We start from the raw sequence: 17,980 nt of genomic DNA, 5'->3' as shown, positions 1-17,980 counted from the left end.
ATTTTTTCAGGCTATTTTTGTTCAAGAGTCTTAACTTGAAGGGTCAGCTTCAATCGTGACGCTAATTGTTTGAGCAATACCTTTGCGGATAATATCAATATTTACGTCAGTTCCCGGACGAAGCTCAGTCACAATATCAATGACACTTTGTCGATTAATCACACTTTTACTATCAATACTTGTAATGATATCTTGCGCTACAATCCCACTCTTTTCTGCTGGACTATTGGGTGCAACACCTAATACTAAAATACCTTTAATGTTATCGGCATTCATTAGTCGAGCCATTGCTGGGTTTATATCTCGACCGTCTATTCCTATATATCCACGAATTACTTGACCATCAGCAATCAATCGACGCATGATCTTATCAGCGAGACCATAAGGAATAGCAAAAGATATTCCATAGGTTTCTAACTCTGTTGCTTGTTGAAAGGAAGCGGTGTTAATACCCACAAGCTCACCTCGAGTATTCACTAATGCACCACCAGAGTTCCCTCTATTGATAGCGGCATCTGTTTGAATTAAGCCTTGCCTACCATCAGAACTTAATGCGGCTCGTCCAGTCGCTGAAATAATACCGAAAGTAGTGGTCTGTCCTAGGTTGTAAGGGTTGCCAATGGCTAATACCACATCACCAATATCAGCTTGATAATTTGGATTTAGAGGAATAACAGGAAGGTTAGCATCTTGGATTTGCAAGACAGCTAAATCTGTACGTTTATCTTTACCAATTAGCTGAGAGTTAAACAACCTTCCATCTTGTAGAGCGACAATGACTTGGTCTGCATCAGCTACTACATGATAATTAGTAATGATATAACCTTTGTCACTAACAATTACCCCTGAGCCTAGCCCTTCAGTATCTAGACGTAATCGGTCTTCGTTATTATATTTTCTTATATAGATATTTACGACTGCAGGAGCTGCACGGCGAACAGCGTAATTAAATGAAATTTGATTATTAATATGTTGAGGAACTTGTTCTATTTGGTTTGATTCAGAAATAACAGAAGATCGCAGATTAGGAAATGCGAGTAACAGTATAGCTGCAGTAGCGGTACCGATAATAGCTGAGCGCAATAAGAATGAAAGCATTGCCTTCCTAACCTTGAAAAATAAAACAATAATTGGCTAGGATAACACTGAACGTTATTAAAAAGTAGAGATGCTCAATAAGCACTCGAGTGAGTACTTATTGAGGCTTTATATTACTTTATGGTTAGGCGATTTTTTCTTCTTTTTTATCTATGTTAGCTTTATCTGGCACGTCGTCATTTAGCAAGCCTGTTGCGTCATTAGCGTAATCTTTAGGTTGCTTGTCTATTTCTGCTTTAATATGAGCAACTTTTTTATTTAACTCTGGTGATAAGGTCATTTCATCTAAACGAGAAGAAAATGGATTATCTTGCTTTGGCTGATTTGGCATTAGTTCTTTAGATGTCGATGCCATGTGGTCATACATCTTGTTAAAATCTTTTGCTAACGCCTCTAGCATTGTTGCGCTAGTAGCAAAGTGGTCTACTAGTTCTTGACGGTATTGCTCAAGTTCATACTTAGATTTTTCTAAATCTTGCTTTAATGATTTTTGCTGTTTGATACCAGGGACAGTAATTCGAGAAATTAACAAACCAATAATAATACCAGCGGCTAAGCCAACTAAGGCATAGATCCAAGCCATGAAGTACTCCTTAACATGTTTATATAGGATGAGTAGGTATAACTGTGAGTTAGCCCACTCATTTGCTGTGTTGAGATCATGCTACTATGAAGACAGTCAATCAACAAAAGAAAAGATTAAAACTGATGACCCCATTAGAAAAATATCATAGCGACCTAACGCAGGACGGTTTTCATCATGACAGCGCTCAACAAAATGCTGTAGAACACTTAGATGAGTTATATCGACGCATATTGGCATCAAAAGTTCCTCAAACTGAGGTTAAAAAATCGTGGAGGCACTTTTTTAAAAAAGTGAAACCGCAGAAACTAACCCCAGAAAAAGGACTTTATTTCTGGGGTGGTGTAGGCCGAGGTAAAACCTATTTAGTTGATACCTTTTATGACTCTTTGCCGACAGAACGAAAAATCCGAGTTCATTTCCACCGCTTTATGCAACGTGTGCACGATGAGCTTAGGGATCTGAACCATCAAGCTGACCCTTTACTTTTAGTTGCGGATAAATTTAAACAAGAAACGGATATTATCTGTTTTGATGAGTTCTTTGTGTCGGATATTACAGACGCAATGATCCTCGCTACTTTATTGGAGGCCTTATTTGACAGAGGGATCAGTTTAGTTGCTACATCAAATATATTGCCTCAGGACTTATATCGAAATGGTTTACAACGAGCGCGTTTTCTTCCTGCTATTGCATTAATAGAAGAGCATTGTGAAATTGTGAATGTTGATAGTGGCATTGATTACCGCTTAAGAACTTTAGAGCAGGCTGAGATTTTTCATTTTCCACTAGATGAAAAAGCAGAACAGAATATGAAAACCTATTTTGAAAAGCTTACTTCTGAAAGTGAGTATAAACCAACAATGATTGAAATTAATCATCGACAACTAGAAGTCAAAGCTGAAGGTGATGGGGTAGTTCACTTTGATTTCTCGGCTCTTTGCGAAAGTGCTCGCAGTCAACATGACTATATTGAATTATCACGTTTGTACCATACGGTGCTACTTTCTAATGTCAAAGTGATGGGAGAGTTAAATGATGATGCCGCGAGACGCTTTATTGCTATGGTTGATGAGTTTTATGAACGAAACGTTAAATTAATCATATCAGCAGAGGTGGATTTAGCCCGTATTTATGAAAAAGGGCGTTTAACGTTTGAATTTAAACGCTGTCAGTCTCGATTGATTGAAATGCAAAGCCATGAGTACCTAGCAAAAGAGCATTTAGTTTAATCATTATTTATTTTATTTAGATAATTTAAAGGTCTTATTTGATGTGATGAGGGTCAAATTTCATTTTTTTTACTGTTTTTGCATAATATGTGAAATATCTTCAAAAAAAAGATGATTTTTTCTTCACACTTCCCTATAATCCTCCGACCCACCGTTACTGTACTGGCGTAATTGCCAAGAGTGCCAACCACTCGAAGGGGTGATGACTGGGCTCGAAAATATACAGTGGGAGCGAAAGCTCCTAATCAGTGAAATTATTTAATAACGGGTATCATTAGCATGAAAACTTTCGTTGCTAAACCAGCCGCTGTAAAGCGTGACTGGTATGTTGTAGACGCTGAAGGTAAAACTCTTGGTCGTATCGCAACTGAAATCGCATCTCGCCTACGTGGCAAGCATAAAGCAGAATACACTCCTCACGTAGATACTGGTGATTACATCATCGTTATCAACGCAGAGAAAGTACGCGTAACTGGTAACAAAGCAGCTGGCAAGATCTACTACCGCCACTCAGAGTTCCCAGGCGGTCTAAAATCTATTTCTTTCGAGAAACTGATCGATCGTAAACCTGAAATGGTTATTGAATTAGCTGTTAAAGGTATGCTACCACGTGGTCCTCTTGGTCGTGCTATGTACCGTAAACTTAAAGTTTACGCTGGCGCTGAGCATAACCACACTGCTCAACAACCACAAGTACTAGACATTTAATCGGGGATTATGGCAATGGCAGAGAATCAATACTACGGCACTGGTCGCCGTAAAAGCTCAGCAGCTCGTGTTTTTATTAAACCGGGTACTGGCAACATCGTAATCAACAAGCGTAGCCTTGATGTTTACTTCGGTCGTCCAACAGCACGTATGGTTGTTAACCAACCTCTAGAGCTAGTTGAAATGACTGATAAACTAGACCTATTCATCACTGTTTCTGGTGGTGGTATTTCTGGTCAAGCTGGTGCGATCCGTCACGGTATCACACGCGCTCTTATGCAATACGATGAATCATTACGTCCTGCACTACGTGCTGCTGGCTATGTTACGCGTGACGCTCGTTGCGTTGAACGTAAGAAAGTTGGTCTACGTAAAGCTCGTAAGAAACCACAATTCTCTAAGCGTTAATATTACGCTTACCAAGTGGCTTTGGTTTCAAAGCTACTTTGGTTATTGTGGAAAAAGCTCAGCATTTATGTTGGGCTTTTTTTGTTTTTGTGAGTTCAGCTACTCTTCATCACTTGAATTATCTTATCTTTTCTTCCCTTTTCTTCCGTCTCGCTTAAAAAAGTCTACCTAGTTCACAAATGTTGCAAAAAAGTAGCTTTACCTTGTCAAAAAGTAAGGTTTTCTTTATCATTTATGGGTTAAAACAACAGCATAATAATTATGAACGAATTCCTTGATCTGTTTTAGAGTTTAGAACATCAAAATTCTGTTGTATCACACCTTGAAAGTTAGCCGTAGCTCAAAAATGTATGGACATAATAAAAACTACATAAGAGCACATGGGAGAAAGTTGGATGAGCAATGCGCCAGTGAGTAATGGTCGACGTCGTTTCTTAACTGCAACAACAGCTGTTGTTGGTGGTTTAGGAGCAGCAGCGGTGGCCGTACCTTTTATTAAATCTTGGAATCCGAGTGCAAGAGCGAAAGCTGCAGGTGCACCGGTCGAAGTAGACATCAGTAAGCTTGAAGATGGACAGATGGTTCGTGTTGAGTGGCGAGGAAAGCCTGTATGGGTTGTTCGTCGTTCAGAAGCACTTCTACAGTCGTTGACAGAAATTGATGGACAACTTAGAGATCCATCTTCAGGAGAAGAACAGCAACCTGGATATGCACAGAATTCATATCGTTCAATTAAACCTGAAATATTTTTAGCCGTTGGTATTTGTACTCACCTTGGCTGTTCACCTACCTATTTACCAGACAGTTTTAGTGAGCAAGTCGAAGGGGTTAATTCTGGCTTCTTTTGTCCGTGTCATGGCTCTAAGTTTGATATGGCTGGTCGAGTATTTCAAGGTGTACCTGCGCCATTGAATCTTGTGGTTCCTAAACATATGTACCTTAGTGATACTCGAATCCTAATTGGGGTTGATGACGGAGGGGAGGCGTAATGCAGCCATTACTTGATTGGGTAGAAAAACGTCTACCCGCGATGAATGCTTATAAAAAGCATTTATCTGAATATCCGATGCCGAAAAACTTTAACTTTTGGTACTTTTTTGGTTCATTAGCGATGCTAGTGCTTGTTAACCAACTTGTGACTGGTATTTGGCTAACGATGAACTATGTTCCTTCTGGTGAAGGTGCATTTGCTTCTGTTGAATACATCATGCGCGATGTTGATTACGGTTGGTTGTTGCGTTATATGCACTCAACAGGCGCGTCAGCGTTTTTTGTTGTCGTCTACCTTCATATGTATCGTGGTTTGATTTACGGTTCTTACCAGAAGCCTCGTGAGCTCTTGTGGTTATTTGGTATGTTGATCTTCTTAGTTCTAATGGCTGAGGCGTTCATGGGTTACTTATTACCATGGGGTCAGATGTCATACTGGGGTGCTCAGGTTATTATTTCACTATTTGGTGCAATTCCAGTTATTGGTGATGACTTGACATTGTGGATCCGTGGTGATTATGTAATTTCAGGGGCGACGCTCAACCGCTTCTTTGCTCTGCATGTGATTGCATTACCTATTGTATTGCTGCTATTGGTTGTTCTACACGTACTTGCTTTGCATGAAGTTGGGTCAAATAACCCTGATGGTATCGAGCTGAAAATACCAAAAGCAAAAGATGATAAAGGTGACCATAAGACTCAATTTAAATTTCACGAATATTATACGACGAAATATAACATCATTGATTCTGTACCGTTCCATCCTTATGGCACAGTAAAAGATATGATCGGTGTTGCTGGCTTCTTGTTCTTCTTCTGTTATGTGCTGTTCTTTAACCCAGAGATGGGAGGGTATTTCCTAGAAGGACCTAACTTTGAAGCGGCAAATCCGCTGAAAACACCAGAGCACATTGCTCCTGTTTGGTATTTCACACCATTCTATGCAATTTTGCGTGCGGTACCAGATAAGTTAATTGGTGTTGCTGCAATGGGAGCGTCGATTGTTGTTCTGTTCCTTCTACCATGGCTAGATCGTTGTAAAGTACGCTCATATCGCTACCGTAGTAAGTTACACTTATTGAATATTGCCCAATTCACTATTAGCTTTATTGCTCTTGGTATTTTAGGTGCATTACCAGCAACGGCGTTGTATACGTTACTAGCACAAATATTCAGCTTAACTTACTTTATGTTTTTTGTTCTTCTGTTTGTTTACAGTAAAAATGAAGTGACAAAACCATTACCAGAGAGGGTGACATTCAAATGAGAAAGTTGATTTTAGTACTTTTTGCTTTGTTGCCGTCAATGGCAATGGCTGCTGGGGCTGGCGTTCCATTAGATAAAGCAAACAATGATATACGTGACCAAGCATCGCTTCAAAATGGTGCGAAGTTATTCATGAACTATTGTGCTGGTTGTCACTCAACTCAGTATCAACGTTACGGTCGAGTAGCAGAGGATTTAGGTATTCCTGTTGATCTAATGATGGATAATCTTGTTTTTAATCCGAACGCTAAAATTGGCGATTTGATGGAGAACGCAATTCCTGAAAAGCAAGCGGCGAACTGGTTTGGTGCTCCGCCACCAGATCTAACTCTTGTAGCTCGTGTTCGAGGAACGGATTGGTTATATACGTATCTACGTACATTCTATGCTGATCCAACGCGTCCGTTTGGTGTAAACAATATGGTTTTCCCTAGTGTTGGTATGCCTCATGTATTTCAAGAACTACAAGGCGTAACTACTCCTATTTATGAAACAACAACAGTTGATGGTGTTGAACATAAAGTGGTAGTAGGGGTTGAATCTGATGGCACTGGTGAACTTAGTACTGGTGAATATGATGTTGCCGTTCGTGATTTAGTTAACTTTTTAGAATACTCAGGTGATCCTGTGCAGCTTGAACGTCATCGTTTAGGTTGGTGGGTTATGGGCTTTTTAGTGATATTTGCCTTTGTTTGCTATCTGCTTAAGAAAGAATATTGGCGCGATGTCCACTAATCGTGATATTCTAGATCGTTAATTGTACGCAATGGAGGCTAAGCCTCCATTGTTTTTGTGTCACTACTATTTCAGATTGAATGGTAGCTGACAAGCACCAACAATATGGTGCTTTTGCTCCTAGATAAATACCGGAGGGCTCAATGGCTGTTGCTGCCAACAAACGCTCAGTAATGACGCTTTTTTCAGACGCTTCTGACATGTACAGTCATCAAGTACGCATCGTACTTGCTGAGAAGGGTGTAAGTGTTGAAGTTGAATTGGTTGAACCATCCAACTTGCCTGCAGAACTTGTAGAATTAAACCCTTACAAAACTGTACCAACGCTAGTTGATCGTGAGCTTGCTCTATACAATTCAAATATCATCATGGAATATTTAGATGAGCGTTTTCCTCATCCGCCATTGATGCCTGTTTACCCTGTAGCTCGTGGTAACAGTCGTCTAATGATGCACCGTGTTGAAACTAACTGGTATTCATTAGCAGAGAAAGTTGTGAAAGGTTCTTTTGAAGAATCAGAAGCTGCTCGTGCTAAGTTACGTAATGATTTACTAATGTTAGGTCCAATCTTTGCTGAATATACTTATTTCATGAGTGATGAGTTTAGTTTAGTTGACTGTTATTTAGCTCCGTTATTATGGCGTTTACCGTCAATGGGTATCGAGTTATCAGGCCCTGGCGCTAAAGAACTAAAAATCTACATGAACCGTGTTTTTGAACGTGATTCGTTCCTAGCTTCGTTAACTGAAGCTGAACGTGAACTGCGTCTAACAAACTAGTATGGATATGAGTTCAATGATGCCGCGTCGCCCATACTTGTTACGAGCATTCTATGAATGGATTGTAGATAACGAGTTAACTCCACATCTTGTTGTTGATGCAACAATGAATGGAGTTAGAGTACCAGAAGAGTTTATTCAAGATGGTCAAATCGTTTTAAACGTGGCACCACACTCTGTAGGTAACTTGGAAAATGGGTAATGAAGCGGTGACATTTAATGCCCGTTTTAGCGGTCGTCCACATTCGCTGATTTTACCTCTATATGCAATTCAAGCTATATACGCGCGTGAAAATGGCGCTGGTACTATGTTTGAACCTGAAGAGGCTTATGAGTTGACTGGAGAAGAAGGTATTTTTGAAGAAGATAAATTAACTTCAGAAACTGCTAGCTTATCTGATGATGGACCAGAGCCACAGCGACCAACAGGTCGTCCAAGTTTACGAGTAGTTAAATAACTGAGTTTACTTAAATAGTTCCTACTAAAAAGCCTGCATTATGAACTGACCCCCAATAATTGGACAACCAATTACTGAGGGTCTTTTTTATGTCCAAATATAGTCGTGAGCTAAAACTAATTATTGCTAAGCAGTGCTTAGTTAGTCGTACATCAATTCAATTATCTAAAGAATATTCGATATCTGCTCGTCAGATACGATATTGGACTCAAGTATTTTCTATCCATGGTAAAAACTCATTTTTACCAACTACACATGCCGATAATGCCAAAACAAAATTACAAGCATTGAAATTAATGTGGACTAACAGTTGGTCTCTCACTCACACTAGTGCAGTATTAAACTTATCCTCCCCTGGCACGCTATCAGTCTGGCTTAAAACATATAATGAAGCGGGGTTTAAGGGACTCAAGAATAGTAATATAGGAAGGCCTTCAATGAAATTATTATCCAATACTACACAAAAATCAGATGACGAAATGACCATTGAAGAGCTAAGAGAAGAGTTAAGTTATTTACGAACAGAGAATGCTGTTCTAAAAAAGTTCGAAGAGCTGAAACAGAAAAAACGCCAACAAACAAAGAAAAAGCGTTAATTGTTTTAGCTCTCAAAGCTAATTACCCTTTAAAATATTTACTTCGTATCACCAGTTTGGCAAAAAGTGTCTTCTATTATCAGGCTCAAATAAGTAGAAGGCCTGATACTTATGAGCATGAGTTAGAGATGATTGAGTCTATCTACCATGAACATAAAGGACGTTATGGCTATCGACGGATCCATTTAGCTATGCGAAGAAAAGGTGTAGAGCTGAATCATAAAACAGTACAAAGGCTGATGGCGCAACTAAACCTAAAATCTATAGTAAGACCCAAAAAATATCGTTCTTATCGAGGAGAGGTGGGTAAATCAGTCCCAAATGTACTTGAAAGGGATTTTAGTGCTACGAAACCAGATGAGAAATGGGTAACCGATGTAACAGAATTTAAAGTTAACGGACAAAAAGTTTACCTATCGCCAGTGGTTGATTTATTCAATCAAGAAGTTATCGCTTATAAAGTGACAAAGAATGCACGTTTACCGCTAGTCACGGATATGCTTAAAGAAGCAATAGGCAAACTAAGTAAGGGCTCGAAGCCAATTTTACACAGTGATCAAGGTTGGCAATATCGACATAAGACTTATCAACAGGAACTTGTAAAGCATAGGCTTCAACAAAGTATGTCTAGAAAAGGAAACTGCTTAGATAATGCAGTAGCTGAAAATTTCTTTGGTTTACTTAAAACTGAAATGTATCATGGATACATCTTCAAGGATGCAGATGAGTTAATAGAAAAGATCGAAGAATATATCGAGTATTACAATACGAAGCGGATTAAGGTAAAACTAAAAGGCCTGACTCCGATAGAATATCGAAACCAGGCCTTACAAGCCGCTTAACTAAAATGTCCAACTTAACGGGGTCACTTCATTATGCAGGCTTTTTTCTGAGTGCAATCTTTATAATACTAATACCAATCGTAGTAAATAATTGATCATCCTAACTGGTTAAAATACTCGATAACGGCGTTGAATTTTTTGATTGTAGAATAACTACTTATCGAAAAATTTCGCCTTGTTCTCAAGCATTTTATCTTCGCTATTTCTGATCACTTACTTACTGTGATTAGTATAATTCCAATAATAATTAGCACATCTAACTAGCTACATTGGGATCACAAAAATAAGTTATTCTCCAAGGTTGTCACCTTGGCCATATTCAAAGGCTTTAATGACTCCTTTAACCCCTTTTATATTTCGAGTGACTTCTGTTGCTATATTGCCTTGTTCTTCAGTAACAAAACCCACTAAGAATACTTCTTGAGCTTCGGTGAATACACTGATTTTTATCCCGTTCAACTCTGATTTAGCCAATAGCGATGACTTTACTTTTGTTGTTATCCAGCTGTCATTATTAATCTGAGTAAAGGTTAATAATGGACGAATTCGAATTTGGTTATAAACGGTATTCACTCCGTCCATATTTCTAATTTTTTTCTCAAATTGTTGGTTTACATTAGCATCTTTGGCTTGCCCGATAAGCAACACTTTTCCATTATAAGTGACAGCACTAACTCGCATGTTATATTGAAAGGGAGCTTTATTTGCTAAACCAGTAGCTTCTAGTGATAAATTTTGATCTGTTAGTTGCTCTTTCATAGTTCGGTTATCTGTAACAACAGAAGCAGTAGTTGCAGCTCCTGCAATGAATAAACCGGCACAACCTTGAAGTAATAAGACAGAAAATAATATTGCACTAAGCTTTAGTGTTCTCATTTTTAGTTACTCTGAATGTTGTGGAAAAAGAACCTGATCAACAAGATCGCAGATACAGTGTAAAGTTAAAAGATGAACCTCTTGAATGCGAGCTACACGATGAGAAGGAATACGAATCTCAACATCTGATTCACCTAAGAGACCTGCAATTATGCCACCATCCATACCTGTTAAGGCTATGATCGTCATATCTCGACTCACAGCAGCTTCCATTGCTTTTAAGATATCTTGACTATTCCCGCTAGTGGAAATTGCAAGTAGGATATCCCCTGGCTGGCCTAGTGCACGGACTTGCTTAGAGAAAATTTCATTATAATTATAGTCATTAGCGATAGCTGTTAAAGTTGCAGTATCAGCTGTTAGCGCCATCGCAGGTAAGCTAGGGCGTTCAGTTTCAAAACGGTTTAATAAACAGGATGCAAATTGCTGTGCATTAGAAGCTGATCCGCCATTACCACAGCATAAAATCTTATTGCCATTTAATAATGTTGCCACCATAGCTTGAGATGCATGCATAATATGATCTGGAAGCGCTTCGGCTGCAGCAATTTGAATTTGAATACTTTCAGTAAAACTTTCTTTGATGTGTTCTAGCATTGTTTACCCTTCAACAATCGCATTTTTGATCCAGTTGATTTCCTTACCTTGAGAGTGGATAGCAACTACATCAAATCTAAAAGATGTATGTTCAACAGAGAGCCCATTTTTCATGAGCCAAAAGAGAGCGGTTCGCTGTAATTTACGCTGTTTCTGCCATGTTACCATTTCTTGAGCAGAACCGTAATTTGCACTGGTTCTATATTTTACTTCAACAAATACCAAAGTATCTCGATCTTGCATAATGAGATCGATCTCACCTGTTTTTGAATGAAAGTTACGAGCAATGAATGTGAGTTGGTGCTGTTCTAAATACCGCTGTGCAACCAACTCATAATATTCACCTTTAGCTCGTTTATTCTGTTTTTTCTCCATGTGTTGCCCAACTCATTTGTCGTTGAATTACACAGTGTTGATTAATGCTTAAAATGCCAGTTTTACCATCCATATGGTAATTTTCAACGGCTTTCATTTGTGGTAATTCAGTAATTAATTGATAAGCATCCATACCTAAAGCATGAAGTCGAGTTTCACCATTGCTGCTTTTTGGCCAAAGTTCAGAGTATTGTGTTTTGAAGCTATGGTCTTCATTAATTAGCAGGGGAATATCGCTAAATTCAATACCGTGAACTTCTGCTAATTGAGTTTGGCGACCACTGTTACTGCGGGAACTTGCATACAGTTTTGGTGGTGTAATTCCAGGGTTTATCGCAACATCAATAAAAGGCTTTAGTAGTACCAATTCACTACTTTTTGCAACCATATAAACGGCATCAATATCACGACGACTACGAGGTTGTGCTTCTAATTCCATATTTGTCAGTGCGTTCATTTGATAAATGCGAGCTTGGCTGCTTTCTATGCCAAATACACTATTAACTTTTTTCTGTAGCTGAGATTTAGTTCCAAAGTAACTTACTGAAGGTTTTTTTGCCGTTAATTGGAACCATTTATCACTAAAAGCTTGGCTTAAACGCTCTCCCATTTTTCCTTGTGGAGCTAGGAATAAAGGATGTTTATGCCCAAGTTTAAATAAGTGAATCGCTGCTTGTTCCGCTTCTTGTTCTGGAGATAATGTAAAATAGCAGCTATTTTTTTCACTATTGATTTCATTGGGTATATTGAGTGCTATCTGAGCCGTATTCGTCTTGTTTAGGGATTGGAATTCCTCAATCTTGCTACGGACAAGTGGACCAACAACAAATTGAATTTCTTCTTTTTCTAAACTTGTAATGATGTCTTCCATTGGAGTAGCTTGAGTGTCTATCACCTTCAATATAGTTGCTTCACTACGTTCGTTGTCTTCCATCATGGCATTAATAAAACCATCACGAACACGTATGCCTTGAGAACCAAAACGACCAGTTAAAGGGAGAAGTAAAGCTACGTTATCTGGGCGAGTTATTTCAAGAGCTAAGATATTTGTAATTTCTTGAGGTGTATAGGTTGCCGAAGGGTGAGTGGGGTTCGCCTGTAGCCAATCATTAAGCGCCTCTTGTAATCGTGATGGAGAGTGTTTTAACGTGTCTAAATAGACAGCAAGCTGCACCCAGCCATGTAATACAGTTTCGCGTTCATCTAGCTTTACTTCTTGTAAGCTAGTGTTACTTAATGATGAGATATTTCCCCAGACTCGCGCCCAAAGCTGTTCTTTTTGAGCATCAGAAATAAAAGCATTCAGTGCTATCAGCTCGCGCGCAGCGCTAAGATTATCAGCCGTGAATAAATACAGCTCATGACGAGTTTCATGGTATTTAATCCACTGAGTATTTTCTATTTTCCACCATGCTTGAAAGTTTAATTCTTGGAGTGCTTTTTCATATAGGTGTTGTGATTTAAGCATATCTGCATGAATCAATTGAACTTCAGCAGTTTGTACTGGTGACAATTGCATACCAGATAAACGTATCAGAAGATTTTTTGTTAATGTTATATCTTGTTCTTGTACAGAAGCTTTAAGCGCCATGATTAGAAGATCAGCTTGAACAACTCCTTGCTGTTTATCAGCTTTTAAAATATAAGAACTGCTGGTTTCTGATGGTAACTGCGTAATATCAAGATATTCCGGTACTTTTGGTGAGCCTGAACAAGCAGCCAATGTGAGTGCTAAGGCTACAGGAGCAATAAGGCGTGTTACACTGTTCTTTCTAAGGGTCATATTTGCCATGGGTAATATACTGGTCCTAATTAAAAGGGCTGTTGTTACTATGGATGCTAATCACCCGAACAGCTAAAATATTATTTTGATTATAGTGATGTCTATTCATATTCCCTATATTAATCGCAGAAGAGATAGTAAACAAATGACAGATCACAATTTATCTGTTGGTAGAGACTGCAACTTTGTACATTGTTCCTACGCCAATCGGTAATTTAGGAGATATAACACAGCGAGCTTTAGAGGTTTTAAAATCCGTTGACTTAATCGCAGCTGAAGATACTCGACATACAGGCAAGTTATTGTCTCACTTTGGTATTTCTAGTCAAACATTTGCATTGCATGATCATAATGAACAGCATAAAGCAGACCTGTTGATCAGTAAATTACAACAAGGCAAATCTATTGCGCTTGTCTCAGATGCGGGAACACCGTTAATCAGTGATCCCGGTTATCATTTGGTTAACCGTTGTCGTCAAGCTAATGTCAATGTCGTGCCTTTACCTGGTGCTTGTGCTGTGATCACTGCACTTTCAGCAGCGGGTTTACCATCGGATCGTTTTAGCTTTGAAGGTTTTTTACCACCAAAAAGTAAAGGGCGTCGCGATAAATTTGAAGAGATAGCTCAGGCGGAGCGAACTTGTATCTTTTATGAATCACCACATCGTATTATGGATTCTCTGGACGATATGTTGACTGTTCTGGGTGCAGAAAGACAGGTCGTTCTCGCTCGTGAATTAACAAAAAGATATGAAACCATTCATGGTGCACCATTAGGTGAATTGATCGAGTGGGTCAAAGAGGACGATAACCGTAAGCGTGGTGAAATGGTTCTATTGGTTCATGGCTTTAGAAGTGAAGTAAAAGACGAGCTTCCATTTGAAGCAACACGCTCTGTCTCTATTCTTGTAAAAGAGCTTCCGCTTAAAAAAGCAGCAGCTATGGCGGCTGAAATCCACGGTGTGAAGAAAAATGCCCTGTATAAATGGGGTTTAGAGCATTTAGATTAGAATAATAATGAAAAAGGGGTGGTAACTTATTACTGACTCTTATATTATTCGCCTCAGGAGCTGACTCGGTAATCGCTGCTTCATTGATGTCCTTCGGGAGACTGATGGAGGGGAGGAAAGTCCGGGCTCCATAGAGCAGGGTGCCAGGTAACGCCTGGGGGGCGCAAGCCCACGACAAGTGCAGCAGAGAGAAAACCGCCGATGGCTTAATCTTCTTTTATTCTTCGGAGTAGGGAAGTAAGCACAGGTAAGGGTGAAAGGGTGCGGTAAGAGCGCACCGGGCGTCTAGTAATAGTGCGTTGCAAGGTAAACTCCACCCGGAGCAAGATCAAATAGGCCCTCACATAGCATTGCTCGTGTTTGGGGGCGGGTAGATTGCTTGAGCCTGTGAGCGATTGCAGGCCTAGACGAATGGTTACCACCGCGCAAGCGGGACAGAACCCGGCTTATATGTCGGCTCCTAACTTAGCCCACCATAGTACTATTTCGGTAGTGTTATGGTGGGCTTTGTGCTTTCTGCAACATTGGTTTAGAATTATCACTAAATTGACACACATCTCTGTATTTTTAGTTTACAATTTGAAGCTAAAACTCAGTTGCTTATTCTTATAATTACGGTAGTAAATACTCACTATGTCTGAACAATTTCAACACGTATCTGTCCTTCTTCATGAATCTATTGATGGCTTGGCGATTAAACCTGATGGTATCTATATTGACGGTACTTTTGGTCGTGGTGGTCACAGTCGCCAAATTTTATCTCGATTAGGTGAACATGGACGTTTGTATAGTATAGACCGTGATCCTCAAGCAATTGCAGAAGCAAAAACCATTACAGATCCTAATTTTACTATTATTCACGGTCCATTTTCAGGCTTGAAACAATATGTTGAAGAGCTTGATTTAGTAGGTAAAATTGATGGAATATTACTTGATTTAGGTGTGTCATCCCCACAGCTCGATGATGCAGACCGTGGTTTTAGTTTTATGAAAGATGGTCCTTTAGATATGCGTATGGACCCTACGTCTGGAATGCCCGTTTCTCAGTGGTTATTAGATGCTGATGTAGAAGATATTACTTGGGTTATTCGTGAATTTGGCGAAGACAAGCACGCGTGGCGTATTGCAAAAGGTATTGTTGCTTATCGTGAAAATGAAGAAAATGAGCCATTAACACGTACAAGCCAGTTAGCTAAATTAATTTCGGACGTTGCTCCTAAGAACTATAAAGAAAAGAAGCACCCAGCGACTCGTACTTTCCAAGCATTTCGAATTTATATCAACAGTGAATTAGATGAAATTGATACAGCACTAAAAGGGGCATTAGATGTATTAGCACCTGAAGGTCGATTGTCGGTAATCAGTTTTCATTCATTAGAAGACCGCATGGTTAAGCACTTTATTCGTAAAGAAAGCAGAGGCCCACAAGTACCTCATGGCTTGCCATTAACGGAAGACCAAATCAAAGCATTAGGTAGTGCAAAAATGAAGCCTATTGGTAAAGCAATTAAGCCTACCGTTAGTGAAGTTGATGTAAATGTTCGTTCACGTAGTTCTGTTTTACGTATCGCTGAGCGCTTATGAGTCAAAATTCCCTTTCATCGTCTAATTTAACAAAAATGATTGGCCTAGACCTTTTTGGTGTAGGTCGTCTTCACGCTATTTTATTATTTATTATATTTGTCAGTGCAATAAGTGTCGTATTGGCAACACATAATACCCGCCAAATGACGGTTAAACGTGAAAACCTATTGCTTGAAAAAGATATATTAGATGGTGAATGGCGTAACTTGATTTTAGAAGAGAGTGCGTTAGCAGAGCATAGCCGAGTTCAATTACGCTCTGTGCAAGAGCTCGATATGGAACGTCCCGCACCAGATAAAGAAGTTATAATAAAACTACAATGAAATTACCAAATAGAAAAAAAAATAATAAACGAATTACCAAAGCGCCGCCGACTCTCATTCCGTGGCGCTTTGGCGTTATTGTTTTCTTCATTTTTCTAGCGTTAGCGATCTTAATTGCACGAGCTGCTTATATTCAAGTGATTGAACCTGACAACCTTATTAAGCAAGGTGATATGCGTTCTATTCGAGTTAAAGCTCTGCATTCAGCTCGTGGGATCATCTCTGATCGTAATGATGAACAATTAGCGGTAAGTGTCCCTGTTGATGCGGTTTGGGCTGATCCTGTCACTATCTATAAAGAGGGGGGGTTAGTTGAGGTTGAGCGTTGGCATGCTTTGGCTGATGTTTTAGGCTTAAAGCGAAAGGAAATGCTGTCTAAAATTGAGAAAAATAAGAAACGTCGTTTTATTTATCTTCAGCGCCAAATATCCCCTGCGGTAGCCGCTTATATTAAAAAATTAAAACTTGCTGGTATTGGACTAAAAGCTGAGTCTCGTCGCTACTACCCTAGTGGTGAAATCAGTGCGCATGTTATTGGTGTAACAGGAATCGACAGCCGTGGCTTAGAAGGCATAGAGAGCAGTTATGATGGTTGGCTAACTGGCGAACCAGGTCGACGAACTGTTCGAAAAGATCGTTATGGTCGAGTAGTAGAAAATATTTCACTTAAAGAAAAGCAAGAAGGTAAACCTTTAGTTTTAAGTATTGATCAGCGTTTACAAGCCATTGCTTATCGTGCAATCAAACAAGCGGTCGCTGATTATCGTGCGATGTCAGGGTCGGTTGTGATGATTGATATTAAAACCGGTGAAGTGTTAGCCATGGTCAATGCACCATCATACAACCCAAACAATCGTCAACAATTGCAAAGTTTTAGAATGCGTAACCGAGTTATTACTGACACATTAGAGCCTGGTTCTACCGTAAAACCTTTTGTGGTCCTTGCCGCTCTAGATGGTGGAACAGCAACACTAGATACGGTAGTAGATACTGGGAATGGTATTATGCGTATTGGTGGCAGTCGGGTTCGCGATAGTTCAAAAGTAGGTAAAGCGGATTTAACCACCATATTAAAGAAATCCAGTAATATTGGTGTAGCAACGTTAGCACTAGGGATGCCTCTTCAAGAATTATTGGGAGAATATAGTGCAGTTGGTCTTGCTGATCCTTCTGGATTGAACTTGATTGGTGAAGCTACAGGGATCTTCCCTGATCGCCGCCGCTGGTCTGATTTTGAAATAGCTACACTGGCTTTTGGCTATGGCTTATCTGTGACCCCAATTCAATTAGCACACGCTTATGCAACATTGGGTGCTTATGGTGAGTATCGTCCGTTGTCAATTTTGAAAACAACAGGTTTAACACCAGGCAAGCAAGTGGTGAATCGCCAATATGCTAAAGCTGTATTAGAAATGATGGAAACCGTAACTCAACCTGGTGGTACAGCCACTAAAGCGGCAGTTCCTGGATATCGAGTTGCAGCAAAGACGGGAACTTCGCGTAAAGCAGTTCGTGGTGGTTACAGCGATGAATACATGACCGTTACCGCGGGAGTCGCACCAGTAAGTAATCCACGAATAGCATTGGTGACTATCGTCAACCAACCACAAGGCGATGAATATTACGCAGGACAAGTTGCTGCGCCTATTTTTGGTCAGGTAATGAAAGATGCGCTGCAAATACTGAACGTAGCGCCGGACGAAAGTACCGTAAAACATATTGATGTATTGAATTAGG

18 protein-coding genes, 1 other RNA gene and 2 pseudogenes are annotated in these 17,980 nt (G+C 39.6%); 15 read left to right on the top strand and 6 right to left on the bottom strand.

What is annotated here, in order from left to right; genetic code table 11:
- Positions 1 to 30: 30 nt before the first annotated feature.
- Positions 31 to 1,098: an outer membrane-stress sensor serine endopeptidase DegS gene (gene degS, locus ACU5DF_RS16800; protein ID WP_045101170.1), complete on the bottom strand. Its 1,068-nt coding sequence runs from the start codon at positions 1,096 to 1,098 to the stop codon at positions 31 to 33.
- A gap of 124 nt (positions 1,099 to 1,222) precedes the next feature.
- Positions 1,223 to 1,681, bottom strand: a complete 459-nt coding sequence (gene zapG, locus ACU5DF_RS16795) for a Z-ring associated protein ZapG (RefSeq protein ID WP_045101171.1) — start codon at positions 1,679 to 1,681, stop codon at positions 1,223 to 1,225.
- A 125-nt stretch (positions 1,682 to 1,806) separates the two neighbouring features.
- Here zapG and zapE point away from each other — a divergent pair, with 125 nt between their 5' ends.
- The 10 genes and pseudogenes from zapE to ACU5DF_RS16745 all read left to right on the top strand — a co-directional run.
- Positions 1,807 to 2,913 carry a cell division protein ZapE gene (zapE, locus tag ACU5DF_RS16790; protein WP_446714266.1) on the top strand — a complete coding sequence of 369 codons (1,107 nt, stop codon included), beginning with the start codon at positions 1,807 to 1,809 and terminating at the stop codon, positions 2,911 to 2,913.
- 279 nt (positions 2,914 to 3,192) lie between these two features.
- Complete coding sequence (rplM, locus tag ACU5DF_RS16785; protein ID WP_045101173.1) at positions 3,193 to 3,621, top strand: 50S ribosomal protein L13; 429 nt, start codon at positions 3,193 to 3,195, stop codon at positions 3,619 to 3,621.
- Between the two features lie 15 nt (positions 3,622 to 3,636).
- Positions 3,637 to 4,029, top strand: coding sequence for a 30S ribosomal protein S9 (gene rpsI, locus ACU5DF_RS16780; RefSeq protein ID WP_045101174.1), 393 nt, complete (start codon positions 3,637 to 3,639; stop codon positions 4,027 to 4,029).
- 395 nt (positions 4,030 to 4,424) lie between these two features.
- On the top strand, positions 4,425 to 5,018 hold the full coding sequence (petA, locus tag ACU5DF_RS16775) for a ubiquinol-cytochrome c reductase iron-sulfur subunit (RefSeq protein ID WP_045101175.1): 594 nt from the start codon (positions 4,425 to 4,427) through the stop codon (positions 5,016 to 5,018).
- On the top strand, positions 5,018 to 6,286 hold the full coding sequence (locus tag ACU5DF_RS16770) for a cytochrome b (RefSeq protein WP_045101176.1): 1,269 nt from the start codon (positions 5,018 to 5,020) through the stop codon (positions 6,284 to 6,286). Before petA ends, ACU5DF_RS16770 begins: the two co-directional genes overlap by 1 nt.
- Complete coding sequence (locus ACU5DF_RS16765; RefSeq protein WP_045101177.1) at positions 6,283 to 7,020, top strand: cytochrome c1; 738 nt, start codon at positions 6,283 to 6,285, stop codon at positions 7,018 to 7,020. The genes ACU5DF_RS16770 and ACU5DF_RS16765 overlap by 4 nt, the downstream gene beginning before the upstream one ends.
- A gap of 143 nt (positions 7,021 to 7,163) precedes the next feature.
- Positions 7,164 to 7,799 (top strand): stringent starvation protein SspA, encoded by a 636-nt coding sequence (gene sspA, locus ACU5DF_RS16760; RefSeq protein WP_045101178.1) that lies wholly within the window; start codon positions 7,164 to 7,166, stop codon positions 7,797 to 7,799.
- A 1-nt stretch (position 7,800) separates the two neighbouring features.
- Positions 7,801 to 8,257, top strand: a pseudogene (gene sspB / locus ACU5DF_RS16755) (ClpXP protease specificity-enhancing factor).
- A gap of 89 nt (positions 8,258 to 8,346) precedes the next feature.
- Entirely contained in the window at positions 8,347 to 8,853 is a 507-nt protein-coding gene (locus tag ACU5DF_RS16750; protein WP_446711479.1) for a helix-turn-helix domain-containing protein, read from the top strand.
- Positions 8,817 to 9,695 (top strand): annotated as a pseudogene (locus ACU5DF_RS16745) (IS3 family transposase); the annotation flags it as partial. The gene ACU5DF_RS16750 and the pseudogene ACU5DF_RS16745, both read left to right, overlap by 37 nt.
- Before the next feature lie 288 nt (positions 9,696 to 9,983).
- Here the strand turns inward: ACU5DF_RS16745 and ACU5DF_RS16740 are convergent.
- Genes ACU5DF_RS16740 through ACU5DF_RS16725 form a run of 4 tightly spaced genes read right to left on the bottom strand, consistent with a single transcriptional unit; the run spans position 9,984 to position 13,335 of the window.
- A complete protein-coding gene (locus ACU5DF_RS16740) occupies positions 9,984 to 10,571 on the bottom strand; it encodes a BON domain-containing protein (RefSeq protein WP_045101180.1) in 588 nt (195 codons plus the stop codon).
- A gap of 6 nt (positions 10,572 to 10,577) precedes the next feature.
- A complete protein-coding gene (locus tag ACU5DF_RS16735; RefSeq protein WP_045101181.1) occupies positions 10,578 to 11,168 on the bottom strand; it encodes a phosphoheptose isomerase in 591 nt (196 codons plus the stop codon).
- A 3-nt stretch (positions 11,169 to 11,171) separates the two neighbouring features.
- Positions 11,172 to 11,543: a YraN family protein gene (locus tag ACU5DF_RS16730; RefSeq protein ID WP_045101182.1), complete on the bottom strand. Its 372-nt coding sequence runs from the start codon at positions 11,541 to 11,543 to the stop codon at positions 11,172 to 11,174.
- Positions 11,524 to 13,335: a penicillin-binding protein activator gene (locus ACU5DF_RS16725; protein WP_446713613.1), complete on the bottom strand. Its 1,812-nt coding sequence runs from the start codon at positions 13,333 to 13,335 to the stop codon at positions 11,524 to 11,526. Before ACU5DF_RS16725 ends, ACU5DF_RS16730 begins: the two co-directional genes overlap by 20 nt.
- Positions 13,336 to 13,478: 143 nt before the next feature.
- Between ACU5DF_RS16725 and rsmI the strand changes: the two genes are divergently transcribed.
- From rsmI to ACU5DF_RS16700, 5 genes are all read left to right on the top strand, one after another.
- Positions 13,479 to 14,336: a 16S rRNA (cytidine(1402)-2'-O)-methyltransferase gene (rsmI, locus tag ACU5DF_RS16720; RefSeq protein ID WP_446714265.1), complete on the top strand. Its 858-nt coding sequence runs from the start codon at positions 13,479 to 13,481 to the stop codon at positions 14,334 to 14,336.
- A gap of 56 nt (positions 14,337 to 14,392) precedes the next feature.
- An RNA gene (gene rnpB, locus ACU5DF_RS16715) (RNase P RNA component class A) lies at positions 14,393 to 14,801 on the top strand.
- Positions 14,802 to 14,969: 168 nt separating this feature from the next.
- Positions 14,970 to 15,920, top strand: coding sequence for a 16S rRNA (cytosine(1402)-N(4))-methyltransferase RsmH (gene rsmH / locus ACU5DF_RS16710; protein WP_446713612.1), 951 nt, complete (start codon positions 14,970 to 14,972; stop codon positions 15,918 to 15,920).
- A complete protein-coding gene (gene ftsL / locus ACU5DF_RS16705; protein WP_045101186.1) occupies positions 15,917 to 16,243 on the top strand; it encodes a cell division protein FtsL in 327 nt (108 codons plus the stop codon). Before rsmH ends, ftsL begins: the two co-directional genes overlap by 4 nt.
- Positions 16,240 to 17,979, top strand: coding sequence for a penicillin-binding transpeptidase domain-containing protein (locus ACU5DF_RS16700; protein ID WP_446713611.1), 1,740 nt, complete (start codon positions 16,240 to 16,242; stop codon positions 17,977 to 17,979). Before ftsL ends, ACU5DF_RS16700 begins: the two co-directional genes overlap by 4 nt.
- The last annotated feature ends 1 nt before the right edge of the window (position 17,980 follow it).

The sequence above is a fragment of the Aliivibrio wodanis genome, from assembly GCF_052920805.1.
This window is presented reverse-complemented; position numbering and strand designations above follow the sequence as displayed.